The organism is Tepidanaerobacter syntrophicus (assembly GCF_001485475.2).
Lineage (GTDB): Bacteria > Bacillota > Thermosediminibacteria > Thermosediminibacterales > Tepidanaerobacteraceae > Tepidanaerobacter > Tepidanaerobacter syntrophicus.
In genome coordinates, this window is the sequence record NZ_DF976999.1 from 137,872 (window position 1) to 163,163 (window position 25,292).

Annotated in this window: 21 protein-coding genes; 4 read left to right on the forward strand and 17 right to left on the reverse strand. The window is 38.2% G+C overall.

Annotated elements, in window-relative coordinates:
* Positions 1-2,595 carry a DEAD/DEAH box helicase family protein gene (locus tag TSYNT_RS01600; RefSeq protein WP_083497598.1) on the forward strand — a complete coding sequence of 865 codons (2,595 nt, stop codon included), beginning with the start codon at positions 1-3 and terminating at the stop codon, positions 2,593-2,595.
* Positions 2,596-2,837: 242 nt separating this feature from the next.
* Here the strand turns inward: TSYNT_RS01600 and rlmD are convergent, their stop codons facing one another.
* Positions 2,838-4,217 (reverse strand): 23S rRNA (uracil(1939)-C(5))-methyltransferase RlmD, encoded by a 1,380-nt coding sequence (gene rlmD, locus TSYNT_RS01605; RefSeq protein WP_083497599.1) that lies wholly within the window; start codon positions 4,215-4,217, stop codon positions 2,838-2,840.
* A 216-nt stretch (positions 4,218-4,433) separates the two neighbouring features.
* On the opposite strand from rlmD, the gene TSYNT_RS01610 reads away from it, so the two are divergent.
* Entirely contained in the window at positions 4,434-6,491 is a 2,058-nt protein-coding gene (locus TSYNT_RS01610; protein WP_059031416.1) for a methyl-accepting chemotaxis protein, read from the forward strand.
* A 41-nt stretch (positions 6,492-6,532) separates the two neighbouring features.
* On the opposite strand, the gene trmL is transcribed toward TSYNT_RS01610, so the two are convergent.
* The 15 genes from trmL to TSYNT_RS01685 all read right to left on the reverse strand — a co-directional run bounded on the left by trmL (position 6,533) and on the right by TSYNT_RS01685 (position 20,806).
* Complete coding sequence (gene trmL, locus TSYNT_RS01615; RefSeq protein ID WP_059031417.1) at positions 6,533-7,015, reverse strand: tRNA (uridine(34)/cytosine(34)/5-carboxymethylaminomethyluridine(34)-2'-O)-methyltransferase TrmL; 483 nt, start codon at positions 7,013-7,015, stop codon at positions 6,533-6,535.
* Between the two features lie 17 nt (positions 7,016-7,032).
* Entirely contained in the window at positions 7,033-7,857 is an 825-nt protein-coding gene (locus TSYNT_RS01620) for a histidinol-phosphatase (protein WP_059031418.1), read from the reverse strand.
* A 199-nt stretch (positions 7,858-8,056) separates the two neighbouring features.
* Positions 8,057-9,376, reverse strand: a complete 1,320-nt coding sequence (locus tag TSYNT_RS01625; RefSeq protein ID WP_059031419.1) for a Na+/H+ antiporter NhaC family protein — start codon at positions 9,374-9,376, stop codon at positions 8,057-8,059.
* Positions 9,377-9,462: 86 nt separating this feature from the next.
* Positions 9,463-10,665 carry a methionine gamma-lyase gene (gene megL, locus TSYNT_RS01630; protein ID WP_059031420.1) on the reverse strand — a complete coding sequence of 401 codons (1,203 nt, stop codon included), beginning with the start codon at positions 10,663-10,665 and terminating at the stop codon, positions 9,463-9,465.
* A 164-nt stretch (positions 10,666-10,829) separates the two neighbouring features.
* The gene (locus TSYNT_RS01635) at positions 10,830-12,392 is read right to left on the reverse strand and encodes a sigma 54-interacting transcriptional regulator (RefSeq protein ID WP_059031421.1); all 1,563 of its coding nucleotides are present in this window, start codon (positions 12,390-12,392) and stop codon (positions 10,830-10,832) included.
* A gap of 76 nt (positions 12,393-12,468) precedes the next feature.
* Complete coding sequence (locus TSYNT_RS01640) at positions 12,469-12,777, reverse strand: zinc-ribbon domain containing protein (protein WP_059031688.1); 309 nt, start codon at positions 12,775-12,777, stop codon at positions 12,469-12,471.
* A gap of 222 nt (positions 12,778-12,999) precedes the next feature.
* A complete protein-coding gene (gene flgN, locus TSYNT_RS01645; protein ID WP_059031422.1) occupies positions 13,000-13,446 on the reverse strand; it encodes a flagellar export chaperone FlgN in 447 nt (148 codons plus the stop codon).
* Positions 13,447-13,476: 30 nt separating this feature from the next.
* On the reverse strand, positions 13,477-13,857 hold the full coding sequence (fliS, locus tag TSYNT_RS01650) for a flagellar export chaperone FliS (protein WP_059031423.1): 381 nt from the start codon (positions 13,855-13,857) through the stop codon (positions 13,477-13,479).
* Between the two features lie 31 nt (positions 13,858-13,888).
* Positions 13,889-15,760 (reverse strand): flagellar filament capping protein FliD, encoded by a 1,872-nt coding sequence (gene fliD / locus TSYNT_RS01655; protein ID WP_059031424.1) that lies wholly within the window; start codon positions 15,758-15,760, stop codon positions 13,889-13,891.
* 22 nt (positions 15,761-15,782) lie between these two features.
* Positions 15,783-16,109, reverse strand: a complete 327-nt coding sequence (locus TSYNT_RS01660) for a flagellar protein FlaG (protein WP_238142618.1) — start codon at positions 16,107-16,109, stop codon at positions 15,783-15,785.
* A 74-nt stretch (positions 16,110-16,183) separates the two neighbouring features.
* A complete protein-coding gene (locus tag TSYNT_RS12030) occupies positions 16,184-17,692 on the reverse strand; it encodes a flagellin N-terminal helical domain-containing protein (protein WP_059031425.1) in 1,509 nt (502 codons plus the stop codon).
* Positions 17,693-17,930: 238 nt separating this feature from the next.
* On the reverse strand, positions 17,931-19,910 hold the full coding sequence (locus tag TSYNT_RS01670) for a tetratricopeptide repeat-containing glycosyltransferase family 2 protein (protein ID WP_059031426.1): 1,980 nt from the start codon (positions 19,908-19,910) through the stop codon (positions 17,931-17,933).
* Positions 19,911-19,951: 41 nt separating this feature from the next.
* On the reverse strand, positions 19,952-20,137 hold the full coding sequence (locus TSYNT_RS01675) for a glycosyltransferase (protein WP_059031427.1): 186 nt from the start codon (positions 20,135-20,137) through the stop codon (positions 19,952-19,954).
* 80 nt (positions 20,138-20,217) lie between these two features.
* Positions 20,218-20,547 carry a DUF1998 domain-containing protein gene (locus TSYNT_RS12145; protein ID WP_337589716.1) on the reverse strand — a complete coding sequence of 110 codons (330 nt, stop codon included), beginning with the start codon at positions 20,545-20,547 and terminating at the stop codon, positions 20,218-20,220.
* Positions 20,450-20,806, reverse strand: coding sequence for a hypothetical protein (locus TSYNT_RS01685; RefSeq protein ID WP_059031429.1), 357 nt, complete (start codon positions 20,804-20,806; stop codon positions 20,450-20,452). Before TSYNT_RS01685 ends, TSYNT_RS12145 begins: the two co-directional genes overlap by 98 nt.
* A 377-nt stretch (positions 20,807-21,183) precedes the next feature.
* Between TSYNT_RS01685 and TSYNT_RS01690 the strand changes: the two genes are divergently transcribed.
* Positions 21,184-22,947: a GmrSD restriction endonuclease domain-containing protein gene (locus TSYNT_RS01690; RefSeq protein WP_059031430.1), complete on the forward strand. Its 1,764-nt coding sequence runs from the start codon at positions 21,184-21,186 to the stop codon at positions 22,945-22,947.
* A gap of 277 nt (positions 22,948-23,224) precedes the next feature.
* Here TSYNT_RS01690 and TSYNT_RS11820 read toward each other — a convergent pair whose 3' ends face one another.
* Positions 23,225-23,380 (reverse strand): hypothetical protein, encoded by a 156-nt coding sequence (locus TSYNT_RS11820; protein WP_162780979.1) that lies wholly within the window; start codon positions 23,378-23,380, stop codon positions 23,225-23,227.
* Positions 23,381-23,668: 288 nt separating this feature from the next.
* Between TSYNT_RS11820 and TSYNT_RS01695 the strand changes: the two genes are divergently transcribed.
* Positions 23,669-25,282 (forward strand): hypothetical protein, encoded by a 1,614-nt coding sequence (locus TSYNT_RS01695; protein ID WP_059031431.1) that lies wholly within the window; start codon positions 23,669-23,671, stop codon positions 25,280-25,282.
* The last annotated feature ends 10 nt before the right edge of the window (positions 25,283-25,292 follow it).

The window sequence follows — 25,292 nt, forward strand, 5'->3', positions numbered from 1 at the left end:
GTGTACCTATACGAGCAAATCGAACAAGCAAAGAATTTTGGAGCATACAAAGAATTACCAAAATACATTCCTGATAATCTGAATCCATCTTTTGAATTACGCCCGTATCAAAAAGATGCTTTTTGTAATTTTATAACATATTTTGAAAATGAAGCACTTTGTAGAAAGCCAACACAGACACTTTTTCATATGGCAACCGGTAGTGGAAAAACGCTAATTATGGCAGGACTTATGCTATATCTTTTTAAACAGGGATATAGAAATTTTCTATTTTTTGTAAATCTATCTAATATAGTACAAAAAACAAAAGAAAATTTCTTAAATCGTACTTCATCGAAGTATCTTTTTGCTGATGAAATTAATATTGATGGAGAAAAAGTTAAAATTCGTGAAGTTAATAACTTCCAAGCAAGCGATCCGAATGCGATAAATATTTGCTTTACAACTATACAAGGGCTTCATTCAGATATATGGTTTGTCAAAGAAAACTCTGTTTCTATAGATGATTTTCGTGATAATAAAATAGTTCTTATATCGGACGAAGCCCACCATCTCAATGTTGATACTCGCCGCGGCAACAAAGAAGAAATTGAAAATTATAGGAGCTGGGAAAGTACAGTTAAGAGTATTTTTGAAATGAACAATCAAAATGTATTACTCGAATTTACTGCAACATGTGACCTTGCAAACGAAAATATAAAACGCGAGTATGAGAACAAAATAATATTCGATTATCCTCTAAAAAAATTTAGAGACGATGGATACTCAAAGGAAATACGTACTATGCGTTCTGACATATCAATTATGGAACGAGCATTACAGGCGATAGTATTAAGTCAATACCGCTTAAAAATATTCGAAGATTTTCGCATAAGATGTAAACCAGTCGTTCTATTTAAGGCTAAGACTATTGCTGAAAGCAAAGCGTTTATGAAAGAGTTTATTGATACCATAAAAAATCTGAATGGTTCAGTACTAGAACGACTGGCAGATATTACGGAAATAGATACTATGAAAAAGGTTTATTCGTATTTTGAAAAAAACGGAATAACCTTTGAGCAATTAGCACAAGAACTAAAAGAAGCTTTTGGGGAGGATAAGTGTCTTTCAGTTAACGAAGATGCTGAGGCCGAAAAGAATCAAATAATTGTCAATTCGCTTGAAGATGCTAATAATCCTTACCGAGCAATTTTTGAAGTAAGAAAACTAGATGAAGGTTGGGATGTACTAAATTTGTTTGACATTGTACGTCTTTATGAAACTCGAGATGCCAAGAATGGCATCCCCGGGAAAACGACAATAGCAGAAGCACAGCTTATAGGACGAGGAGCAAGGTATTATCCGTTTAAGTTGGAAGAATGGCAGAATAAATATCAGCGAAAATTCGATAAAGATTTGGATCACCCCCTTCGCATCTGTGAGGAACTATATTATCATTGTCAAAACGAATCTCGTTATATTGCCGAATTATATAGGGCGCTAAAAGAGATTGGTATCGATATGGAAAACACAGTCACTAGAACATATAAATTAAAGGATGAGTTTAAGGCAGATCCGCTTTATCAGCAAGGATATGTATTCTATAATGAAAGACTAATAAAAAGCAGATCAGAGGTTACCGGTCTTTCACCTACTATACGCAATCATACATATGATGTTACTATTGCAACTGGACGAGCAGCTGAGGATACATTAATGTTAGGCGAAGAAGGAACAAAAGAGAGTTCGGTAACAACAACATACACTAAACATACATCTTTTGCTGAAATAGCGAGGATTAATTATTCGATTGTACATCGAGCTCTTCGTAAGTATGATGTGTTTAAGTTCAATAGACTAAAAAGCTATTTCCCACAATTAAAATCTATTAACCAATTTATCTTTGACGATAAGTATCTTGGAAATGTAAAAATAGATATTACATCAAGATATGAGGATCCTTCACCTGCTATCCTTTATGTGGCTTGCGTCAATGTTTTGAAAAAAATAGCTACTTCAATCTCTAATATTGAAGAAACTTATGAAGGTTCTAAAACATTCATGGCAAAATATATTCGAGAGGTATTTAAAGATAAGCGGGTAAATTATACTAATCCTACCGATGGAGGCTTAGGTGTTTCACAAAACGATAATACTGTTCCTATGGCCTGGAAGCTTGATTTATCTAAAGAAGATTGGTTTGTGTTTGAAGATAACTATGGAACATCGGAAGAAAAAGCATTTATTGCGTATTTTAAGCAGTATGTCGATAAACTAAAAGCTAAGTATGATAAAGTTTATCTAATACGAAATGAACGTCAATTAGCAATATATTCTTTTGATGGTGGTGAACGCTTCGAACCAGATTATCTATTATTTTTACATTCGCCTAAAGTTAATGGGTATGAGCAACTACAGATATTTATTGAGCCGAAAGGTACCCACCTTGTCAAAAATGATAGTTGGAAAGAAGATTTTTTATTGCAACTTGAGTCAAATGCGATTCCTATAGTTAAATTTGCAGACGACAATAATTACAGGATTTGGGGATTCCATTTCTTTAACAGGGATTTAAGACGTAAAGAGTTTGATGAAGATATGAACCGACTTTTATAATATATCGCATTGATATAAGTTATTGATAAGTTTTTATTTGATTTACATCCATCCTGTATCCTCAACCCCCTATAAAAAAGGGGGTTATCTAATCTGGTAACTCAACTATTAATTTTCAGGGTGGTTGATATGTTCCCGCAAACAATAAAAATAAGGGTTTCCTGACATTGCCACATCCAGCAGATCGGCCTCGAGAAAAACTAAATGTCTGGAAACCCTTTATTTACAAGCTTTTCAGTTTTTTATTTCTCAACCTTTGACATCAATGTGACGCACTCAACGTGACTTGTCTGGGGAAACATATCTATAGGCTGAACTTTTTGTGTGATGTATCCATTATCTTCTAAGTAGCGAAGGTCTCTTGCCAAAGTTGCAGGGTTGCACGAAACGTATACTATTCTTTTTGGAGAAATTTCTACTATGGCTTCCAGTGCTTTTTGCTCACAGCCGCTGCGGGGCGGATCTGTGACTATAACATCCGGCCTTATACCTGCTTTGGCCATTTCAGGTAAAATCTTTTCTGCTGCTCCCTTTATAAACTCAGTATTTTTAATATGGTTTATTGCAGCATTTACTTTAGCGTCTTCTACAGCTTGGGAAACTATTTCGATTCCATAAGCTTTTTTCGCTCTTTTGGCAAGAAGTAATGTAATGGTTCCTGTGCCGCAGTAAACATCGATGACCGTTTCATCTTTACCAATATTTGCGTATTCCATCACTTTGCTGTAAAGAACTTCGGCCTGTATCGAATTTACCTGAAAGAACGAAACCGGCGATATTTGAAATTTTGTATCACATAAATACTCAAAAATATTAGGCTCGCCGTATAACAAAATGTTCTCTTTTCCCATTATAATATTTGTTTTTTGAGTGTTTACATTGAAAATCAAGCTTTTAAAACCAGGTATTCTGCCTTTTAACATTTCTATTAATTTATCTGCAAAAGGAATCTTTCTGCCATTTACGGTAAGAATTACCATCACTTCTTTACTGTTAAAACCTACCCTAGCCCCTACATGTCTCAGCAGTCCCTCATGCTTTGTTTCATCATAAACTGATATGTTATACTCTTTTATCCATTCCTTTGCAGCTAGCATAATATTATTTGCAATAGGGTGCTGAATCATGCAATTATCTAGATCTACTATATCATGGCTTCTTTTTTTGTAAAAACCGATTATGGGCTTGCCATTTTGAAGTCCCACCGGGTACTGGGATTTGTTTCTGTAATACCAGGGCTGTTCCATTCCTATAGTGTCCAAAACTTCCGCGTTAATATGGCCGATTCGCCTAAGGCTGTCACTGACCTTCAATGTTTTAAATCGAAGCTGTCCCTCATATGTCAAATGCTGAAGGTCGCACCCGCCGCATTGGCTTATATATTTGCAGGGCGGGCTGCAGCGTTCCTTGGAAGGCTCCAATATTTGAATCGCTTCGGCAATTGCATAATCCTTCTTTACTTTATTTATTTTTGCGATACACTTTTCGCCTGTTATTGCTCCTTCCACAAATACGGTAAATTCTCCAACTTTCCCGATTCCCTGTCCTTCATGGGCCATCTTTTCAATTTCCAATTCTAAGTGGCTGCCAATTTCCAAAACAGGTCTGTTTTTTTCTTTCACTTAATCTCCTCCGTTCTTGCAAAACCACAATTCTTTCATAAAGGTGTACGTTTGCTAAAATTTTCCGATGATATGGTTTTACTTGTATAATATTACACAATTAGATATAATTAGTAAAAAGATTACAATTTAACCAACTTCTCCTATAAAAAGCAAAAATTATTGAGATTTATATAAAAATTTAAATTATAACAATCAAACTAAGGGGGTTTTACCTTGAAATCAAAGCTCAAGTTTCCAAAGCTACCTAAAAAAGGCAAGACAGAGTCTAAAAAATTAAAGCTTGCCGAAACTAAAGTCAAAAGCAGCTTAAAAACCAAATTGGCAGTCTTTTTTATTGTTATGGCACTTATTCCTACGATATGCCTAGGTATTGTTGCAACACAGATAGCAGGAAATTCGGTAAAGGACGAGATACAAGAAAAAGCAAGTATAATTGTGGACAATCTTGCCCAAAACATCGACCTTTTTGTCGAACAAAATAAAAACCTTGTTTCTTTTGTTGCAAGTACTAAAACATTAAGAAGTATGGACGAAACTCAAATTTCCCCATTCTTATATGATGTAACTCAACAAAATGCTCAGATTTTGCGCGTTTATGTGGCAAACGTCAAGGACAATAGTGTTTTTGCGATTCCTTACGCCACATTCCCTGAAGGCTTTAACGTAGCCAATGAGGAATGGTATAAAGGGGCTTTGGCGGTAAAAGGAAATTACATATCAAATGTCAGAATAGATGAGCTATCCGGAAATTCTATAATATCTATTTCAAATATAGTCTTATCTGACACAGGCGAACCGGTAGGCGTTATTTGCGCTGATGTGTCGCTGGTTAATTTGACTAGAACAGTAATGAACATGAAAATAGGAGATAACGGCTTTGCTTTTATTACCGATAAGGACGGTACTGTAATTGCTCATAAAGATTATAAGATAGTTAAGGCACATGAAAATTACTCAAAGTATGATTTTGTAAAGAAAGCCTTAACCTCCGAAAAGGGCTTTATTACATATAAAAGCGATCAAGGCAAAGAGTATTTTATTGCATTTGGCAATTATAAGCTGCTTGGCTGGGGAATATTCGTGCAGCAGCCTGTATCAGAAGCCTTTGCCCCTGTTTCTGCTATCACTAAATCGGTTATAATTATATCATTAATCGTACTTATTGTCAGCTTGGCCCTAGGCATGTTTCTCGGCAATCTGATAACAAAACCGATGCAGTCTTTGCTTAGAATAACGCAGAGTGTCACAAATAATGATCTTACGCAAACTGTAGCTCTCTCGGACAACAGTGAAATAGGCGCTCTTGCACTTTTGTTTGACGCAATGACCTTGAACCTTAAAAAACTGGTGCAAGAGGTTATTCAAGCTGCGAAAAACCTTTCTGCTTCAGCATCTGAACTTGCCTCCGGCGCTGAGCAAAGTTCGCTGTCTGCACAGCAAGTGGCCGAGGCTATAGAACAAATCGCTATAGGTGCAAATGACCAGGCTAAAAAGCTGGAAGAAATATCTGAGGTTGTAAATGAACTGGTGATTTCCAACGGCAGAGTTGAGGAAAATGTCAATCTAACTGTAAAATCCGCTGAGAATATGGCGCAAAAGGCTCAGGAAAGTCAGCAAAAAATCCGTCAATCAACAAACAAAATGGATTCAATAAAAATCTCTGTAGATGAATCAAACAATATAATGAAAGAGTTGGATACAAGGCTTCACGAAATAGGCAATATAACTAATATTATCCGAGAAATCGTTGATCAGACTAATCTATTGGCTCTTAATGCATCCATTGAAGCTGCCAGAGCAGGAGAACACGGCCGCGGTTTTGCGGTGGTGGCAGATGAGGTAAGAAAGCTTGCTGAGCAGTCCGGAAAGGCGGCAAAAGAAATCTCTGACATAGTAAAAACTATACAAACAAGCAGTAAAGTCGCTGTAGACTCAATGTCAAAAAGTAAGCGCGAAGTCGAGGAAGGACAAGAATTGATTCAAGATATCAACGAACATATCGATACTTTAATGGCAGAAATAGACAAGGTTACTAATCAGGCTAAAAACATTTCTGAAGAGCTTACTCAGCAGTATACCCATATTGATGGCATTGTCCGTATGATTTCAGACATATCCAGTATATCTCAGGAAACCGCTGCCGGAACTGAAGAGGTTTCTGCTTCTACCGAAGAACAGACTGCAACCATGGAAAATATATCGGCTGCAGCTCAAGACCTTGCAAAACTTGCTGATAACTTGTTAGCATTGGTAGGTAAATTTAAAGTATAAACTTAATTTTGATAAAGCACCGGTATTTTTACCGGTGCTTTTTATGCTTTCGATGGCCCTATGATTTTAAGGCCTTCAAATTTTAATTGTCTCAGTGCCTCATATACCACAATGGCGACAGAATTGGAAAGATTAAGAGACCTTGCCTCATCCGACATGGGTATTCTTACACATCTTTCCCAATTGGCCTGCAGGAGTTGCATAGGAAGGCCTGCCGTCTCTTTTCCAAACACAAGATAAGAATTTGGCCCGTAAGTTACATCAGTATAGCATTTTTTTGCTTTTGTAGTTAAAAAATATTTGTCAGTGCCGTGGTTTTTCTCTTCAAACTCAGCATAATTTTCATAATACTTTATATCCACAAGATGCCAGTAGTCAAGACCTGCTCGCTTTAAGTACTTATCCTCCAAGCTAAAACCTAAAGGCCCTACAAGGTGCAATACCGAATTTGTGGCAGCACATGTTCTTGCGATATTTCCGGTATTTTGAGGTATCTCAGGTTCAACCAATACTATATTCAGCATTAAAGTTTCATCTTCCTTTACGAAATATCAATAGTTTTTCTGATTCTTTTATCGAAATAACATAATTTATTATAGCCAAAACTCTTGGCAAATTCCAGGGCTTTATCGAAATCCCGGCCCACATCTTCCGGAATGTGCGCATCTGAATTAATTATTATGGGAACATCATATTTCTTAAAAAAGCTCATAAGTTCCGGCGATGGATAAATTTCTCCCACCGGTTTTCTAAGCCCGGCAGTGCTGACTTCCATACATATATCAGTATCTTTTGCTGTTTTTGCAAGTTCCTGGTACACCGGCGCCATATCTTTTGCTGCTCTATAGCCAAATACTTTGATTACATCAGGGTGGGCGATAAAATCAAAGATGCCGGATTTTACAGCCATAATAAGCACTGAAAAATAATCCTCATATAATTTATTTACATCGGATTTTTCCCATATAGACTTTAGAAGGGGATGATCAAACCCAAAATCTCCCAGCCAATGCACAGAACCTATCACAAAGTCAAAGGGGTACGATTTTGAAAATTTGCGTATTTCCTTTTCATATTCCGGTACATAATCCAACTCTATGCCCAACTTTACCGGAAAGCCAGATTTTTTTGCTTCTTCTACTGCTTTTATATATTCTTCGATGCTTTCTGTCGCTTCTTTTTGTGTCCATTCTCCTCTAAAGCCCTCGCTTGCAAGTAAACTAACTGACTCCTTAAATCTGTGGCCGTGTTCTGAGAAGCCTATTTCTACCACATTTCGCTTTTTACCCACTTCTACAAATTTCTGCATCCATTCAAGACTAAAGGGTCCATTTTCAAGATGCACATGAAAATCGCGAAATTCCATAATTTTCTCCTTTCATTGTCTCCGTGTTTTGCAGCATTTAAGCAACTATTATTATAACAAAAAAGAACCCATTTAAATAGCTTGTTTGTTTGGGTATGCTATATGGCAAATTGTTCTGTTGTAAGAAGAAAAGGCTCGGTATCTTAAGATGCCGGGCCTTTTCTTTATAGAATATTTATTTTGCCTTGGTTTTCCCTTGCTAGACAGCTGCCTCGATTTTGTTATTTGCTTTTGCCTTTACCTTTGGAAATCCAAAAGCTATTGCAAGAAGCGCCGTAATGCCTAAAAGATAGGGATAATAGAGTGTGGGCATTATCTCAATAGGTGAAAGGCCGGACAGCTGGCCTGCTAAAAGCATTTGAGCTCCGTAAGGTATAATCCCCTGCCACACACAGGAAAAAATATCTAACATACTTGCGCTTCGCCGCGGATCCACACCATTTTCATCGGCAATCTGTTTTGCCATAGGACCCGTTATAACAATGGCTACTGTATTATTAGCAGTACAGATGTCTGCAACTGATACAAGAGCTGCAATACCAAGCTCTGCTCCTTTTACGCTCTTTATCTTGCTGCTGATAAGATTTAAAAGGTAGTCTATGCCGCCTTCTTTGGAAATCAAGGCCGCAAGACCTCCTATCAAAAGGGAAAGTATGAATATTTCCTGCATGGATGTAAAACCTTCATAGATTTTTTGAGAGTATCCGATAAGAGTAAAGCTGCCTTCGGCAAGGCCTATTACTCCGCCTAATGCAATACCTATTATAAGGACCAAGAAAACATTCATCCCGGCTAACGCAAGAACTAAAACCGATATGTACGGGATGATTTTTATAAAACTGTACTCTAAATCGGTAGGAATTTTTCCGCTTACACCAAAAATCGTCATTACAACTATTGTTGCAATTGCCGCAGGTAAGGCTATTAAAAAGTTCATGATAAATTTGTCTCGCATCTCGCAGCCTTGAGTGCGAGTTGCAGCGATAGTTGTATCAGATATCATGGAAAGATTGTCGCCGAACATAGCTCCACCGACTACCGCTCCAACAGCTAAAGCTACCGGAAGCTGGGCCTTTACAGCCATTTCTACTGCAATGGGCGCCACCGCGCCTATAGTTCCCATAGATGTTCCCATGGCTGTTGCAACAAATGAGGCAATTATGAAAAGTCCGGGTAAAATGAGTCTGGGAGGTATAACTGAAAGTCCGAAATTTACAGTGGAATCCACGCCTTCCATGGCGCTTGCCACCGCAGAAAATCCACCGGCCAAAAGATAAATCATGCACATTATAATGATATTGCTTTCGCCTACGCCAGCCACAAATGTATCCATTTTTTCATCCATGGTGCCCTTGCAAACAATAAATGCAACAATGATTCCAACAACGGCTGCGACAGGTGCAGGCAGCTGATAAAACGCAAAATCTACGCCCTTAGCATTAAAATACAAACCTGAGCCTAAAAATAATACTAAAAACACAACTAATGGCAGTAATGCTACCGGATTGCCTTTCTTCATTCATATCCTCCTTTTTGTAATTTATTTTAAATTTGCCGGCCCATAAGACCGGCAAACAAGATTATACCACAGTATCTGTTTTAATCCTACTTTGTTTGTTTTGCAACTTCATTTAATGCCTGATCTAAATCAGCAATTATATCCTCCACATCTTCAATACCTACAGAGAGTCTTACCTGACCGTCAGTAATTCCTGCCTTTAACCTTTCTTCACGAGGCACCGGTGAATGTGTCATGGAAGCCGGATGCTGAATAAGTGAGTCAACGCATCCTAAGCTCACTGCAAGTGTTATCATTTTGACGCTATTCATCAGTACTTTGCCTGCTTCAAGACCGCCTTTTAGTTCAAAAGTTATCATTCCGCCAAATCCATCCATCTGCCGTTTGGCAAGTTCATATTGGGGATGTGAGGGAAGTCCGGGATAGTAAACTTTGTCTACTAAAGGATGATTTTCCAGGTATTCAGCTACTTTTTGCGCATTGGCGCAATGTCTGTCCATTCTTACTCCCAATGTCTTTATTCCCCTCATTAAAAGCCATGCGTCAAAAGGCGATAAGATTCCGCCAAAATCCTTTAAGTAGGGTATGCGCATTGGATCCAATAATTCTTTAGGTCCCACTATAAGTCCTGCCAGCAAATCTCCGTGTCCGCCAAGGTATTTTGTGGCACTATGAACCACTACATCTACGCCATGCTCTATAGGTCTTTGCAGGTATGGAGACATAAATGTGTTGTCTGTTATAATATATGCGCCGTGTTTATGAGCTATTTCAGATGCGCCCTTAAGGTCTACCAGTTTCATAGTGGGGTTTGCCGGTGTCTCAACATAAACAACTTTTGTATTAGGCTTCATGGCATTTTCGATATTTTCTAGTTTAGATGTATCCACCATTGTAACTTCAATGCCATACTGAGGTAAGATTTCGCTTATAAAGCTGTGAGTGCATCCATACAGTGCATCTCCGGCTACAATATGATCGCTCTTTTTAAGCAGTGTTACAAGAGCAGTGGAAATTGCAGCCATTCCTGAGGCTGTTGCAATAGCCTCTTCTCCCCCCTCCAGGACTGCCACCTTTTTTTCCAGTTCGGAAATCGTGGGATTGCCAAGCCTTGTGTAAATATAGCCTTCCTCTTCCCCTGCAAATCTGCGGGCTCCCTGATCTACATCTTTAAACACAAAGGTGGATGTCTGATAAATCGGTGTTACATGAGCTCCTGTTACAGGACATGGTTTCTGGCCTGCATGAATAGCTTTTGTATTAAAGCCTTTTGTTTTTATGTTATTCATAAGATAAGCCTCCCAAAAAATAAATTTATAATTTCTGACTATTATATTATGCAAGACTTGTGCCAATCATAAGATGGTCATAATATGACCCTAATGGTAATTTTTTTAACCGTACATAAAAATATAACGGTAAAAATTTCTACCATTGGTAAATAATTTTACCGTTAAAGTTCCTCATGATTAATATTGTACTGCTTTATTTTATTTATCACGGTTGCATGAGTTACGCCAAGGGCCTTTGCAGCTTTTCTTATACTCTTATGCTGTTTTAAAGCTTCTACTATTGCAATCTTTTCAGTCTCTGCTACGATATCCTTTAGAGTCCTCTGACTTTTTGAGTTTATTACGGCATTGCTTTTTAAGTCATCATGACGAAATAATAAATGCTGAGGTTCAATTCTATTATCGCACAAGTTTATAGCCCTTTCTATAACATTAGACAATTCCCTTATATTTCCGGGCCATTCGTATTTTATTAAAAGCTCCATAGCCTCATCGCTTATGCCTTCCACTTTTTTACCCATTTTGTATGAAATCTTTTTGATAAATGCGTGAACCAATATAGGAATATCTTCTTTTCTCTCTCGCAGCGGAGGTATAACAAGGGGAATTACATTTAAACGGTAGTACAGGTCATCTCGGAATTGGCCATTTTTCATGAGTTCTTCTAAATTCCTGTTTGTGGCTGCTATAATTCTTACATCCACCGGTATCTCCTCGTTTGCCCCTACTTGCCTGATTTTGTTTTCTTGAAGAACCCGAAGAAGTTTTACCTGTAAATGGGTTGAAAGTTCTCCTATTTCATCTAAAAACAGAGTGCCTTTGTCCGCATATTTAAACAAGCCCTGCTTTCCGCCTTTTTTCGCACCTGTAAAAGCCCCTTCTTCATATCCGAAAAGCTCGCTTTCCAGCAGTGCATCAGGCAGGGCTGCACAGTTTACCGCAACAAACGGTTTGTCTCTTCTGGGGCTTGCCATGTGAATCGATCTTGCAAAAAGTTCCTTGCCGGTGCCGCTTTCTCCCCGTATCAGCACAGTAGAATCGCTCTTTGCCACCATCATTGCAAGTTCCTTTGCCTTAGTAATAGCCTCGCTTTTTCCTAAAATTTCATCAAACGTAATCATAGGGGTCTGAGTAAAATCGTGAATAAGCTCCATTACAGTTTCTATATCCTTCAATGATGCAACTGCGCCTATCGGCTTGCCTTCTTCGTCGAGAATGGGCCGGCCTGATGTGATATAGTGGCTCTTGAGCTTTTCGGTGTTTATAATCATCTCTTCGTTGTCATAGCTTTCTCCTGTAACTATGGTTTTCAGCATGGGGATATCGGGTGATATAAGGTCAGCGATATTTTTTCCCATAGCGTCTTTTGCTTTAATCTTGAGGATTTTTTCTGCCGCCGGGTTAAATGTTGTAATAATTCCCTTATCATCAACAGCAATTATCCCTTCTCCTGCCGCATCCAGCACTGCTTTTATATGTCTTTCCCGCCTTTCATGGGGCAAAAGTTCAACCTTCTTTACTTCGAGCACATCTTCTTCGGCCTGAAGCTGAGTTATTAGATCAGATAGCGGTATCCGGAGACTGGAGTCTATCTTTATGCATACTAAGCCCGGGCTCACTTCTAAAGCCTTCAGGTTTACATCATATCGATAGAGTATTCTTAAAATATCTAAAGCCATGCCAATTCTGTCTCTTGTGTATATTTGAAGTCTTATGCTGCTCAACTTCCCACCTCCGTCTTTTATTATATCACAAATAGAAAAAGCCCGGACTTTTAAAATCCAGGCTTTACTTCCCCTATTAATATCCGTTTTGGGCCGTATGATGGTTCTGGTAGCATTCGCTGCAGTATACGGGTCTATCATTTCTGGGCTTAAAGGGAACTTGTGTGGTCGCTCCACAGTCGGCGCAAACTGCTTCATACATTTGTCTGTTCTGCTTTCTTTGGCCATTGCCGTTCATTTTCTTTTTGCGTGCGTCGCGGCAGTCTTTGCATCTGATGGGTTCGTTCTCGAAACCCTTCTCTGCGTAAAATTCTTGTTCGCCTGCAGTGAAGACAAATTCCTTGCCACACTCTTTACACACTAATGTTTTGTCCTGAAATGCCATTAAAAAACCCCTCACTTTGAAAAGTTGTATTGGCATCTTAGCTGACCTGGTTTTTCCCCAAAACGCCGTATACTGCGAGTGGAACGCCACTCTGGGAGTCGTTTCGCCTACGGCCGTAGCATCGACTTTCAACCACAGACCTAAGTTATGCCTCAAGCCTAATTATAAACGCAATTCTTGAAAAAAGCAAGAAAAATAATTTGTTATTCATACTTCGCCACTTTATTTTTTTGTGTCAATAAAAGCCCCGCCCCGCGAGGTTTTCCCGATAACTCCGTATCCTTTGAGAGCGCTTTTCATGCTATTTAAATTTTCAATATCATCTTTTAGTTTTAAGAACATCTTTTCAATAGAGCTTCGATTTTCATCATCAAGTTTTTTTATTTTTTTAAGCCATTCTCCTATAGTATTGTATAACTGCCTGATTTTAGGGTCTGAATGGTTGAGCATATACTCCCTCATAGCTGCGATATCGCCTTTAAAAAGCGCAGACAGGCGGCTGTCTGTAAGATCGATTTCACTTATAAGCTGCTGCCTGCCGCTCATGGCATTTAGCAAGTCTTCAGCATCGTCTTTTTGCAGTGCGCCGGAAATTTTCTCTGTGCTGCTATAAAGTTTTTTCATATAGCTTAATTTATCTTCAAGCAATTTCAATACATCTTTTTCCATTGTATTTCTCCTGCTGCCTTTTTTGATAAATCAGGCATTCTTTTTTAATCTAATGCAGGCTTCGCTCCATGTATCTTTTAAATCTGTTAGCATTGACTCTACTGTATCGAGTATATTTACATCTTTCTTGATATTTGCTTCAATAAGCTGTCTATACAAAAAATCGTAGATTTTTACAAGGTCTTCTGACACTTCGTAGCTCATGTCAAGGCTTGCTTCAAGCTCGGCAATTATGTCCTCGGCTCTTGCAATATTGTAGTTGGCGCTCTCAATATCCTTTTCATCCACGGCTTTTTTTGCAAGCCTTACAAATTTTATCGCTCCCTCAAACAGCATAATCATTAATCGTTCAGGAGAGGCTGACATTATGGAGTTATAACGGTACTGTTGATAACCGTTGGCGTTTATCATCTATAGACCCCCTTTGCATCTGCTATAAAATCTAAGAGCTGCTGCCCGAATATGTTCCAAACTGCATACTTATCCACATGCTCTGCTGGTTTGCATACTGGACGGCTTGTTCCATTGCGGTAAATTTGCTCCAGTAGCGATCTTCTGTCTGTTTCAGTTGTTCTTCTAATGCTGAAATACGGTCCTCTGTCTCGGTAATCTTTTTTCCAAGTACGCTGTCATCATATATCTGATATTCTCCGCCGCCGGCTTTTTGAGTAATATCATTTATACCGCTCTTTAGTATATCATATACGCGGGTCGCAACTCCTTGGCTGCTGTAATTATCGCCTGAGCTGTTGAAAAGCTTTGTAATGCTGTCAGGATCTTGGGTGATAGCCGCTCGAAGTTTGTCCTCATCAACATATAGTTTGCCTTTTTCTTTCCAATTACTTGTGGTGATACCTATGGAAGAAAGAGAATTTAGACCTTTCGGCAGTCCTGCAACCGGTGTGGATACCGCCGAGCGAAGATTATTTACTATATTGTTTAATATCGAGTCAGATCTGAGGAGGCCGCTTTTCGCCTTTTCTTCCCACAGCTTTATCTCATCTTCACTCATGGCACTTCTTTGTTCTTGGGTAAGAGGAGTGTAATCTTTGTAGCGCTGCTCAGAAAGTTTTCCGTTTATTAAGTCGATGGTTTCGTTATAAAGGTCAACGTACTTTTTTATATTGTCTACTACGCTGTCCACATCATTTTCCAAATGAAAGGACGCGGTTTTGCCAACTTCCATGGTTTCTTTTAGGGTAAATCTCATACCTAAAGCAGTAAAATCATTTGTAGATTTTTCAACAATGGTGCCGTTTAAAACTATTCTGGCGTTTTCCCCTGAAGCCTCGGCTGCATTAAACCCGAGAGCCGTGAAAAATCCGCTGTCATCAGTTATTTCTACCTTTGCGCCAAGACTTGTTTCTTTTGATGATATTACAAGTTTGTCTGTTAGCGCATCGTAGCGTGCTGTAGCACCTAAATCCGCTGTTGTATTTATTTTATCAAGGATAGTCTGCAAGCTTGCATTAGAATCAAATTCAAAGGCTTTTCCGTTTATCTTAAAGGATATATTTGTATCTCCAATACTGCCTGATATCTGAGACTTTAGAGATGTGTTTAGATTTAGCGGGCTGTAAGCTGCGCCGTCGCTAAATCCGATCTTTGAAAGGGTTGTGTCATTTTCAACTGCATTTAAGGTTATCGGGACTTTGTTGTAGTTTTCTGCAGGTTGTAATGTAAGCTTATTATTCTGAATGTTTACCTGCACCCGCTTTATCCCGCTGATGGTATCTCCATTACTGTCGCCCTGCCAGCCGAAGGCTGTATTTATAGCCGCCTCCAGGTCTTGTGCCAGAGCCTTCATATCGTCGGCATTTGACGTGTCATATGTTCCGGCGTTTAGTTCAACAGTCTTTTTTACTCCATTTATTGTTACAGAAAATCTGCTGCCTTCTGTAATTTCTATCTGGCCGGAAAGCTCCTGTCCTGTTAATGGTTTTGCAAGGCCAGATGCGCTTTCAAGCTTTGCATAGCTTGCTATCTGTTCAACTTTAACAGTATAATTTCCGGGAACGGCTGCGGCACCCGGCGCCACTGAAAAATACTTGCTAAAGTCTGCACCATCGTTCATTGTCCCTACTGCTTTATATTTCAAATATGAACCTGCAAGCTTCATATTAAATGTGCTGTCGTAAAAGGACTTTAGCTTTAGGTTTATATCCCGGTAGTCTGATTTTTGCCATTCTAGAATTTGCTTTTGCTGGTAGAGTTTGTCGACTTTTGTCCTTTCAGCTTTCATCAGGTCTGATACAATTTGGTCTATGTCCATACCTGAGACCAAGCCGCCTATTCTCATTGAACTTGAGGCCATTTTTCTCACCTCCTCCTAAGGCTTATGCCTTCTCATCTACTATAAGGCCTGCCTGTTTCCAGAGCCCCGCTAAAAGATCGAGGAACTTTTCCGGGGGAATCTCCGCTATTACGTCGCTGGTTATCCTGTCAACTATTCTAACCATCACTCTTTTGGTTCCGTCATGGATTTTAAACTCCATTCGCGTAGATGTATATTCATTTGATAAACTTCTCAAGCTTTTTATGTCAAGCTCAAAATCCTTATTTTCCTGCCCGCCCCTAAGATCAGCAGCTTCTCCTGTGGTTTTTGAAAGGTTTTGTGCAAAGCTCATATCTATATTGCTAAAATAAGATGAATCTATCCTCAAATAATATCACCCCGCATAATACACAGCCCGGCGGATTCCGCCGGGCATGCAAGATTATAGAAATAATGCAGAGTTTAACCTAAAAGCTTAAGCACAGTCTGAGGAGCTGCATTAGCTTGAGCCAGCATAGCGGTTGCAGCCTGAGTCAGGATATTCTGCTTAGTGAATTCCATCATTTCCTTCGCCATATCCACATCACGGATACGGGATTCTGCAGCCTGCAGGTTTTCTGCAGATGCATCTAGGTTGTTGATGGTGTGCTCTAAACGGTTCTGCATAGCACCAAGTTTGGAGCGCTCGGCAGAAACCGTTTCAATAGCTTTATTTATTACTGTAATTGCCTTATCAGCCGCTGCCTGAGTGGATACATCAATACCCTTCGGTGCCACAGCCTCTATAATGTTGTTTGGATCGCTAACGTCAGCTGCCGCTGCTTCTACAGTAGTAATGTTAATAGTGCCGGCGGCTGCTGTCACATCAGATGTTTCAAATGTAAGGCCTTCAAAAGCGCCGGTTCCCGCAACACTTTTTGCCGAATCTGCAACAACTACTGTCTCAGTATTAGTGCCATCACTAAATGTTACAATTGTTTCATCTGGGTTTGCATCAGCACCACCTGCTAATTCAATAGTTCCGGCATTTACCAAACCCGACGCGGTAAATGTGCCGTCCAGCGAAAGCGATATACTGCTTAAAGACGTGTTTGCTCCTTGAATCGCTGTCTCAATAGCGCTAAGATCAGCCGGTGCTGCTGTTGCACTATTATCCCAATCTCCTGTTATGGTTACTGTCTTTGTAGTATCATCCCATGCTGCTGCTAAAGCGGCATCGCTATCATCTCCAAAAACAATTTTTACACCATTAAGGGCCGTCCCAACTGATCCGGCACTTGCTGTTATGGTACCATTTGCACCTGTTGTACTAAGTGTCCCGGTAGCTTCGGTTCCTGTATTATCTGTTGCCGAAATTTCTATCGCGGCTCCGTTTACGATACCTGTGCCAAGTGTATCTCCAAGTTTTACGGAAGATATATTTGTTGCTCCGCTTGCTATACTTGCTTCTACGCTGTCTCGAGCTACGCCTAATGAGTAAGCATCCATCGCATTTATACCTAGAGAAATGTTCTGCCCTTCGTTTGCGCCGATATGGAACTTAATGTCTTTGATTCCGCCGTTTAAGAGCTTTTGTGTGTTAAATTCGGTATTATTAGAAATTCTTGTTATCTCAGCTGCCAATTGGTCGACTTCTTTTTGAATCTCGCCTCTGTCAACTTCGATGTTGGTATCGCTTGATGACTGAACGGCAAGTTCTCTCATCTTCTGCAGAATAGAGTGGGTTTCGTTAAGTCCGCCTTCTGCAGTCTGAATAAGGGAAATACCGTCTTGGGCATTCTTTGATGCCATATTAAGCCCTCTTATCTGTGCTCTCATCTTTTCAGAGATTGCAAGTCCTGCAGCATCGTCGCCGGCTCTGTTTATTCTATAACCGGATGACAATTTTTCAAGTGATTTCTGCATATTTGAATTGTTGATTGAAAGCTGGCGGTGAGTGTTTAGCGCCATAATGTTGTTGTTAATTCTCATTAATTATTCCTCCCTGATTTTTTATTTTCCCGCATCCCTGCAGGTAAATTTTTTTCGACCGGCCGGATCGAAATCATCTTTTCACTTTTATTATCGGTAGATATGAAATAGAGTTAATTTTGAAATTCGGCTTTTATATATCATTTTACACGTTTTACTTCATAAATCTCACAATTAGTATGTCATTTAGCTTTTTTGCGCTATTTTTCGCTTTGATACTTTGCGGTAACTAATTGTTTTACTGATAAATAGCTAAAAGTTCTTCCAGATTTATCTCCGGATATATTTCTTTTACAATCTCGCCGATTGATTCTGCTTCATCATTTTTATTCATAATGGTATACAATTGGTATATCAGCATATAATTGTCAATATCTGTTTTATCTAAATTAAGCGCGTTTGAGGCCATGACAAGTGCATCATCATTCATTCCTTTTTCAATTGCTTTTTGTGCAAGATATCTGTAAACTCCCGGATCTTGGCAGTTGCGGTCTGCCGCTATAATATAGGCTTGAAGTGCTTGCTCCTCAAAACCCTTTTCCTGCATCATTTTACCGTATCTTGCATAGTCGTCTCTTCCAAAATCTATGTTGTAAATGTTTAGTGCATCATTTAGCAGTTCAAATTCATTTATTTTCAATAAGAAACTCAATAATTGGAAAAACGATTCTCTTATATCATCAAACTTTGCTCTCATATCGCCTATTAAACTCAAGAACAGTTTTTTATCTGCTGAATCTTCCAGTTCCCACAATATGTCTTTTGCGCGATCAAGATTTTTTAGTATCATATAGCATAAGGATGTATAGTAAACTGACATACTTTTTGATTTACCGAATTCTGCTTCAAAGCATTTCAAGGCATCTTCATATTTTTTTAGGCCCATGTATGCAATGCCCTTTAAATTATTTAATCCTCCAATTTCAACATTAATTTCTTCAAGATATTGCAGTACTACGTTGAATTCTCCAATATCCAAGTATAGTTGTGCCAATATAGCAAAGTTGTTAGAATTTGTTTTTTCCACGTACTTATCAAAGAATTCTCTTACCGCTTCAGGTGTTTCATTTTTAACAAGAATCTCGAAAAGTTTTTTGAAAACCTGACCGTATCCTGGTTTTATTACGAGCAGCTTGGTGTATTCTTTGACGGCATTATGCAGTTGGCCTAATTTTTCATAGCAAAAAGCGATCATATATCTTGCTTTGTAGCTTCCAGCGCCTGCTATAGTATTTGCAACTCCGCTGTATTCACCTATAGACAAACATTCTGTAAACATTTCAATAGCTTTTTGATACCGCTTTTGCTCCACGTATATGCTTGCCTCAAGAAATCTGAAATCCGGCAGTTGCGGGTATATTGATGCGGCCTGCTCAATAATATTTAGCGCCTGCTCATACTCCTTTAACTCAGTATGTGCAGATATTAGATATATTAATGTTCTTATCATTAAAGATGAATTAGAAGATAAAGATTTTTGGGCAATCATTAAATGTTTAAGTGCTTTTTGATACTCTCTTGCATTGCAGTATTCTACTCCTAGGTTGACATGCTGGAACATATCGTTGGGATGTTCTAAAAGATAATCTGAAATCATTTTTATATACCGCTGTGTCTTATTCTTTTCAATTCTTATTTCGCTCAAGTATCCATAGTGTAAGATTGTTACATCTGCTTTTTTAAATATAGGCTCACTGCCATCTGCCACGTTTTTTAAATTTTCATGAATAGGATATACGTATTTTAGCTTTCCATTATTTCTAAATAACTTAAAATTATAGTGAATCTGGGCAAGATCGTCTGAAGCATTACTTCCGCTATAGTTTATAAATTTAAATATATAAGCTTCTACGGTATCGTCGTTTAGCAAGGGCAGAATTTTTGCAACATCTTCCTTTTTAACTTCTTCATCCCCATCTAGGAACAATATCCAATCAGATTTGGCATGTTCTATAGCAGTATTTCGCGCTTTGCTGAAATCATCCTGCCACTTTTCGTGTATCACTTTTGCGCCAAGGCTTTCAGCTATCTCCACCGTCCTATCCTTTGAACCTGTATCCACCACCACAATCTCATCCACTATATCTTTAACGCTATTTATACATCGGGAAATATTCTTTTCTTCATCCTTTGTAATGATGCAGAGTGAGAGGGTGGAAGGCTTTAGTTCGCTGTTTAATAAAGCCAACTGTTTCTTAATATCAGTATTTTCATTCATATACGCTGTCTCCCTAAATAATTATTTAAGAGTTTATCAAGCTACTTATTTGCTTCAACAATATTATATAAGTATTCTTCCCATTTCTTCGCTATAATTTTTGCATCAAAATCCAGTGCTGTTTGCCTGCCTCGTTCCGATAATAATTTTCTTAATTTTCTGTTGGAGATTAATTCGATTATTCCATACGCTAAGGAATCAATATCTCCTGGTTCAACTAGTAACATTCTTATGTTAAATCTTCACGCAAGTAATGAGCATTTTTGTCTTCTACATAATGTGGCAGATGTAGCGCTTCTACGCTTTGTTATATTCCTTCCAAAAACCCAAGGTTTCTGTCTTCAAGAGTTCCTACGACGGCCGCTCTGTCTAAAAATGAATTTGAAATTTCGCAGCTTGTTTCCGGAAGAAGGGCGCAGCTGTGGCATGCGGCGTAATTTAGGGAAAAGGTGCCTTGGCCTTTCATATTAATGCAGAGCGGATCTAATGAACACCATTTTGCTTCTTCTAACATATTGTCTAATATTTCCTGAAAGCGCTCAGGCTCTCCTTGCCGGACAAGTCCCCCAAGGCTTCCTTCTGAGTCGGGGGAAGCTGTGTATATCAAAATGCCTGCCATTTCCATATTCTCTTTCATATTCTTTACAAGTCATGAGTTCCTGTATAGTCTTATTTTTTTCTTCTTCATCCAGCACCCTATAGTAATTAAAAAAAGCATTAACTCCAATATCATTAGGAAATTCAAAAACATATTTCATGCCTTTGCCTCTAGATTGTGTGTCACCTCTAAGTAAAAATTGAATTCCTTCCATCGCAGCTTCCGAATTATTTAAACCTAGCTTTGAATTTCGCTTGTATTTCTCAACCAATAAATCTAAATCCTGAATAGTTTTCATTATCTCCTACTCCTTTTCTATACCAAAAAATACAAATATTTATATATTTCTACAATTATACCTAAAATCCTCCCTTGCAGTGAATATTTGAGGACGATCCATTTTTGGGGACGGAGGTGAATTATTCATTGCACTTCGTTTCATGCGGAATGACATAAACCAGGGATTTTCCCAGGCACTGCGGCACACGAGAGGGACGAAAGTTTAATTCGCAAAGGTTTTTATATGTGTATAAGCAAGTGCCTGACTCTGTGCTCCGCAGAAGTAAGAAGGAAAATCGCATAAGGTGGCGAATTTATATAGTTATAGTTAAAGTAAAAATTTAAAAAATTTATTTATAACTAAGCTACTAAATAATTAGCAGGGGGTTTCAACAAATGCCGACTATATTTCACAGTACATCGGAAATGTTAAAAAGTTTGCTTGATTCTGTGCAAGACGGAAGAACACAACTTCCGGATTTTCAAAGGGGTTGGGTGTGGGATAATGAACGGATTCGCAAATTGCTTGTAAGTGTTCTAAAGTCGTTTCCTATCGGAGCAGTTATGCTGCTTGAAACAGGAAACCCTGATGTAAGGTTTAAGCCTCGCTTAGTTGAGGGAGTCTGCTTACCGCAGCTGCCAGAACCTCAAAGGCTTATATTAGATGGACAGCAGCGCATAACATCTTTGTATCAAGCTCTTTACTTAGATGAGCCGGTTAAAACTACTGATGTTCGCGGAAAAGAAATCAGGAGATGGTATTATTTAGATATAAATATGGCAACAGATGTAAATTCAGATAAGGATGATGCTATAATTTCGCTGCCGGAGGACAAAATATTAAGGGGCAAGGGCAATGTAGTAATAGCTGATTTTTCAACTATGGAAAAAGAATGTGAAGCCGGACTGCTTCCAGTACATTATTTATTTAAACCTGATAAACTTTTACAGTGGCAAAATCAATATTTTAGCATTGACATGTCCCAAGAACGCTCTTTGCGATGGAGTAAGTTCATGGCAGAGGCGTTTTCAGCATTTAATAATTATCAATTACCGGTAATAACACTTTTGAATACAACACCAAAAGAAGCTGTATGCCAAGTATTTGAAAACGTAAACACCGGCGGTGTAACTTTGACGGTGTTTGAATTACTGACAGCTTCTTTTGCAGCAGATAATTTTTCACTAAGGGATGATTGGAAATTAAGATATGAAGGCAATCCAAGCAATAGTGAAGATGTTAAAGCATTTAAGAATAATCCTATTTTATCGATATTAGAAAATACAGATTTTCTGCAGACTATTGCGCTATTAGTAACTTATAATAGAAAGAAAGATAATCCTGGAGCTGCAGTAGGCTGTAAGCGCAGAGATATTTTAAATTTAACGGTAGAAGAATACAAGGCATGGAGCGGCAAAGTTACTGAAGGGTTTTATGAGGCTGCTAAATTTTTAATGGAACAAAAAATCTTCTCACATCAAGATATACCATATCCCTCACAAATGATACCTTTAACTGCAATCTTAGTTGAATTAGGACCGAAAGCCCACAATCACACAACAAGGCAGAAACTAGCACAATGGTATTGGTGCGGTGTTTTTGGTGAATTGTATGGTGCTGCTACTGAGACTCGGTTCGCAAAAGACTTGCCACAGGTTTTAGATTGGTTAGATGGTAAAAGCAAGCCGGATACGATAAGTGAAGCAACCTTCGATTCCGACAGGCTTTTGACTATGCGCACTAGAAACAGTGCTGCATATAAAGGTGTGCATGTTCTTTTAATGAGAGAAGGGTGTAGGGATTTTATATCAGGCGTTCCCATTGATCTTCAGACATACTACAATGACAGTATAGACATTCATCATATATTTCCTACAGCTTATTGTGCTAAGCAGGGAATACCTAAAGATCTATACAATTCTATAATTAACAAATCACCGCTTTCAGCTTTAACAAACCGCTCAATAGGAGGAAATCCACCAAGTATTTATCTGGATTTCATTGAAAAAGAAAAAAATATTGATGCTGATACCTTAAACAAAATTTTAGAAACTCACCTAATAGATGTTGACGCTATACGGTCTGATGATTTTAATACCTTTTTCGAAAAGCGAAAGGAAGCGTTATACAACAAAATTTTAGAAGCAATGGGTCAATAAGTAAATAAGTGTATGCTAGGGAAGCCTCTGAAAATCTCGGGTTTATGTCATGCTGAATGAAACGAGGTGGAATGAAGAATCTTAAAGCCGCTTCGACGAAAGATCCTTCGCTGACGCTCAGGATGACAGTTTTTGTTATTTGTAATATTGTTTCACTTTTTCAGAGGCTTCCTTGCACCGTGATGCCTGGAAAGAGAAAAAACCGCAGCAGTGCGGTTAAGAGTTTCTTTACATGTTTATAAGAAAGTCGCAAAAACTTTTTAGTTTCTCTTTGGTTTTATCGTAGATTCGTAGAGGGGATAATATTAAAAAAGCCAATAAAATCGACGAAAAAATTATAACCTCTATCAGTATCAATCAATGTATCATAAAACTTGTCTATCACAGCTTCCGCACTGTTAACTTTTAGTCTCGCAAAATACAATGAGTCCATGTGCTGACCCCCATAATCAATCATAATTTCTTATAACAAGTTCTTTAATACTGCCTCGCTTTTTGCCATCGCAATTAATAGATCTTTTGGCATAAAATTAATTCACTGTTTTGCATGTTCTTATCTCATCCTAATTTTATATTAGTATTTTTATCATTATATCATGAAATTGTTGCATATCACAAAAAGAATACTATATCCGATTATCAAAATCGTCTAGTTATTGCATTGTAAATATTATATAATATTGTATAAATCTAAAGTTATGAGATTCGCGGAGGTTGCGGTATGTTTATAAGCTTAGTTACTGCTTTTTCTAAAATACCCACTGATATTTATTGTAGCTTAATGGTGGCAATCTTTATTATAGCTATGTGGTACTTTCATCGTCTGCCGAAGAAATACTCAGAAACTCTGACTGTCTTATCAAGGGCATTTAAAATCGAAGGGGATATTCATAGTAAAGCAAGTCACGCGGTAGAAGTCTTGGAAAAAGAAATTGAAAAACAAAAAAAGCTTTCAGATCCTCATTTAAAAGGAGAGGACAAGCTCTATTTTTTGAATCTATTAGAGAAGATAAAATCCCGTTTATATAATGGCGATTTTTCCAGTATTTCCGAAGTTGTAAATTATGACACGATTATTGCAAAGCATGGATATCGTTCTTTTGCAGGCCTTATGCCGGGTATTTTTACAGGTCTTGGAATTTTAGGAACATTTCTAGGCCTTGTAGGAGGGCTCAAAGGTTTGGATTTTTCCAATCCCTCGGCTTTAGAAGGTGGAATAAATATACTTATTTCTGGTATGTATTTAGCTTTTGTGACATCAGTAGTAGGAATTATCTTATCCATTTCGTGGTCAATTATAGATAGAAATCGAATTGCTAAGTATAAAAGTCGCGTGGATGTTTTTAATAATATGTTTGAAAAATATTTAGAAAAGCCCAAGCTGCACGATTTTTTGGCTAAAATTGTAGAACTTGAAGAAGAACAGAGAAGTTCCATAAATACTTTGGCGTCAGATATTAGCCTTGAAGTTCAAAATATAATGCAGAGTATAGTAATGCCTCAATTTGCAGGTGCCTTAGTTAAGGTCCTGGATGATGGCGTGGTATCTAAAATAGATCAATCATTCGGAAAGGTTTTAGGCGAGGTTAAGACCGCCTCGGAAAATTCAAACCTTCTCTTAGAAAAATTTGTTGATACTGCTTCGACAAATCAGATCGAGGGATTAAATAAAATTGTCCAAGAGTTTATCAATAATATGAATGGTGCTTTGGAAGGTAGATTTGAAGCTTTGGCTCACTCTATCGATGAAATGATCTCATGGCAGAGCAGCATGACAAACAATGTGGGAAAGCTGCTAGCAGATATAGCGGATACAAGCCTCAATATAAAAGAGATAAACAGCAGCGTAGAAGATACCATATTACGGTTTTCCAATTATTTTGACAAGGTTAACAATGCAAATGAAAAACTAATAGAAAATATCAATCTTATTGAATCTACATCACAGAATATAGCTAGATTCATCACAGAGGCATCTCAAATATTTAAAGAGTTGAATGAAGAAAAAGGCTTATTTGAGACTCAAAAGGATAATTATGTAAAGCTTATGGAAAGTTATACGGCACAAGTCAGTCAAAAAATAGCAGAGTTACAGCAAAATTGGAATCAGGTAAGTAAAAATTTATACAACTTAAATTCAAGCCTTCAACAATCCATGGGCGAATTTGGCGAGAAAACCCACAGCAGTCTAAAGCAGAGCTTTGAAATCTTTGACAGAGAGCTTGCATTAATAGCAAGATATTTGGATGGCACCATTTCTGAAATAAGATCTTCTGTTGCCGAACTACCAATTGTTATTTCTGAATTTAAAAAATCATTGGATGTAGCCAATTAAGGAGGATTTA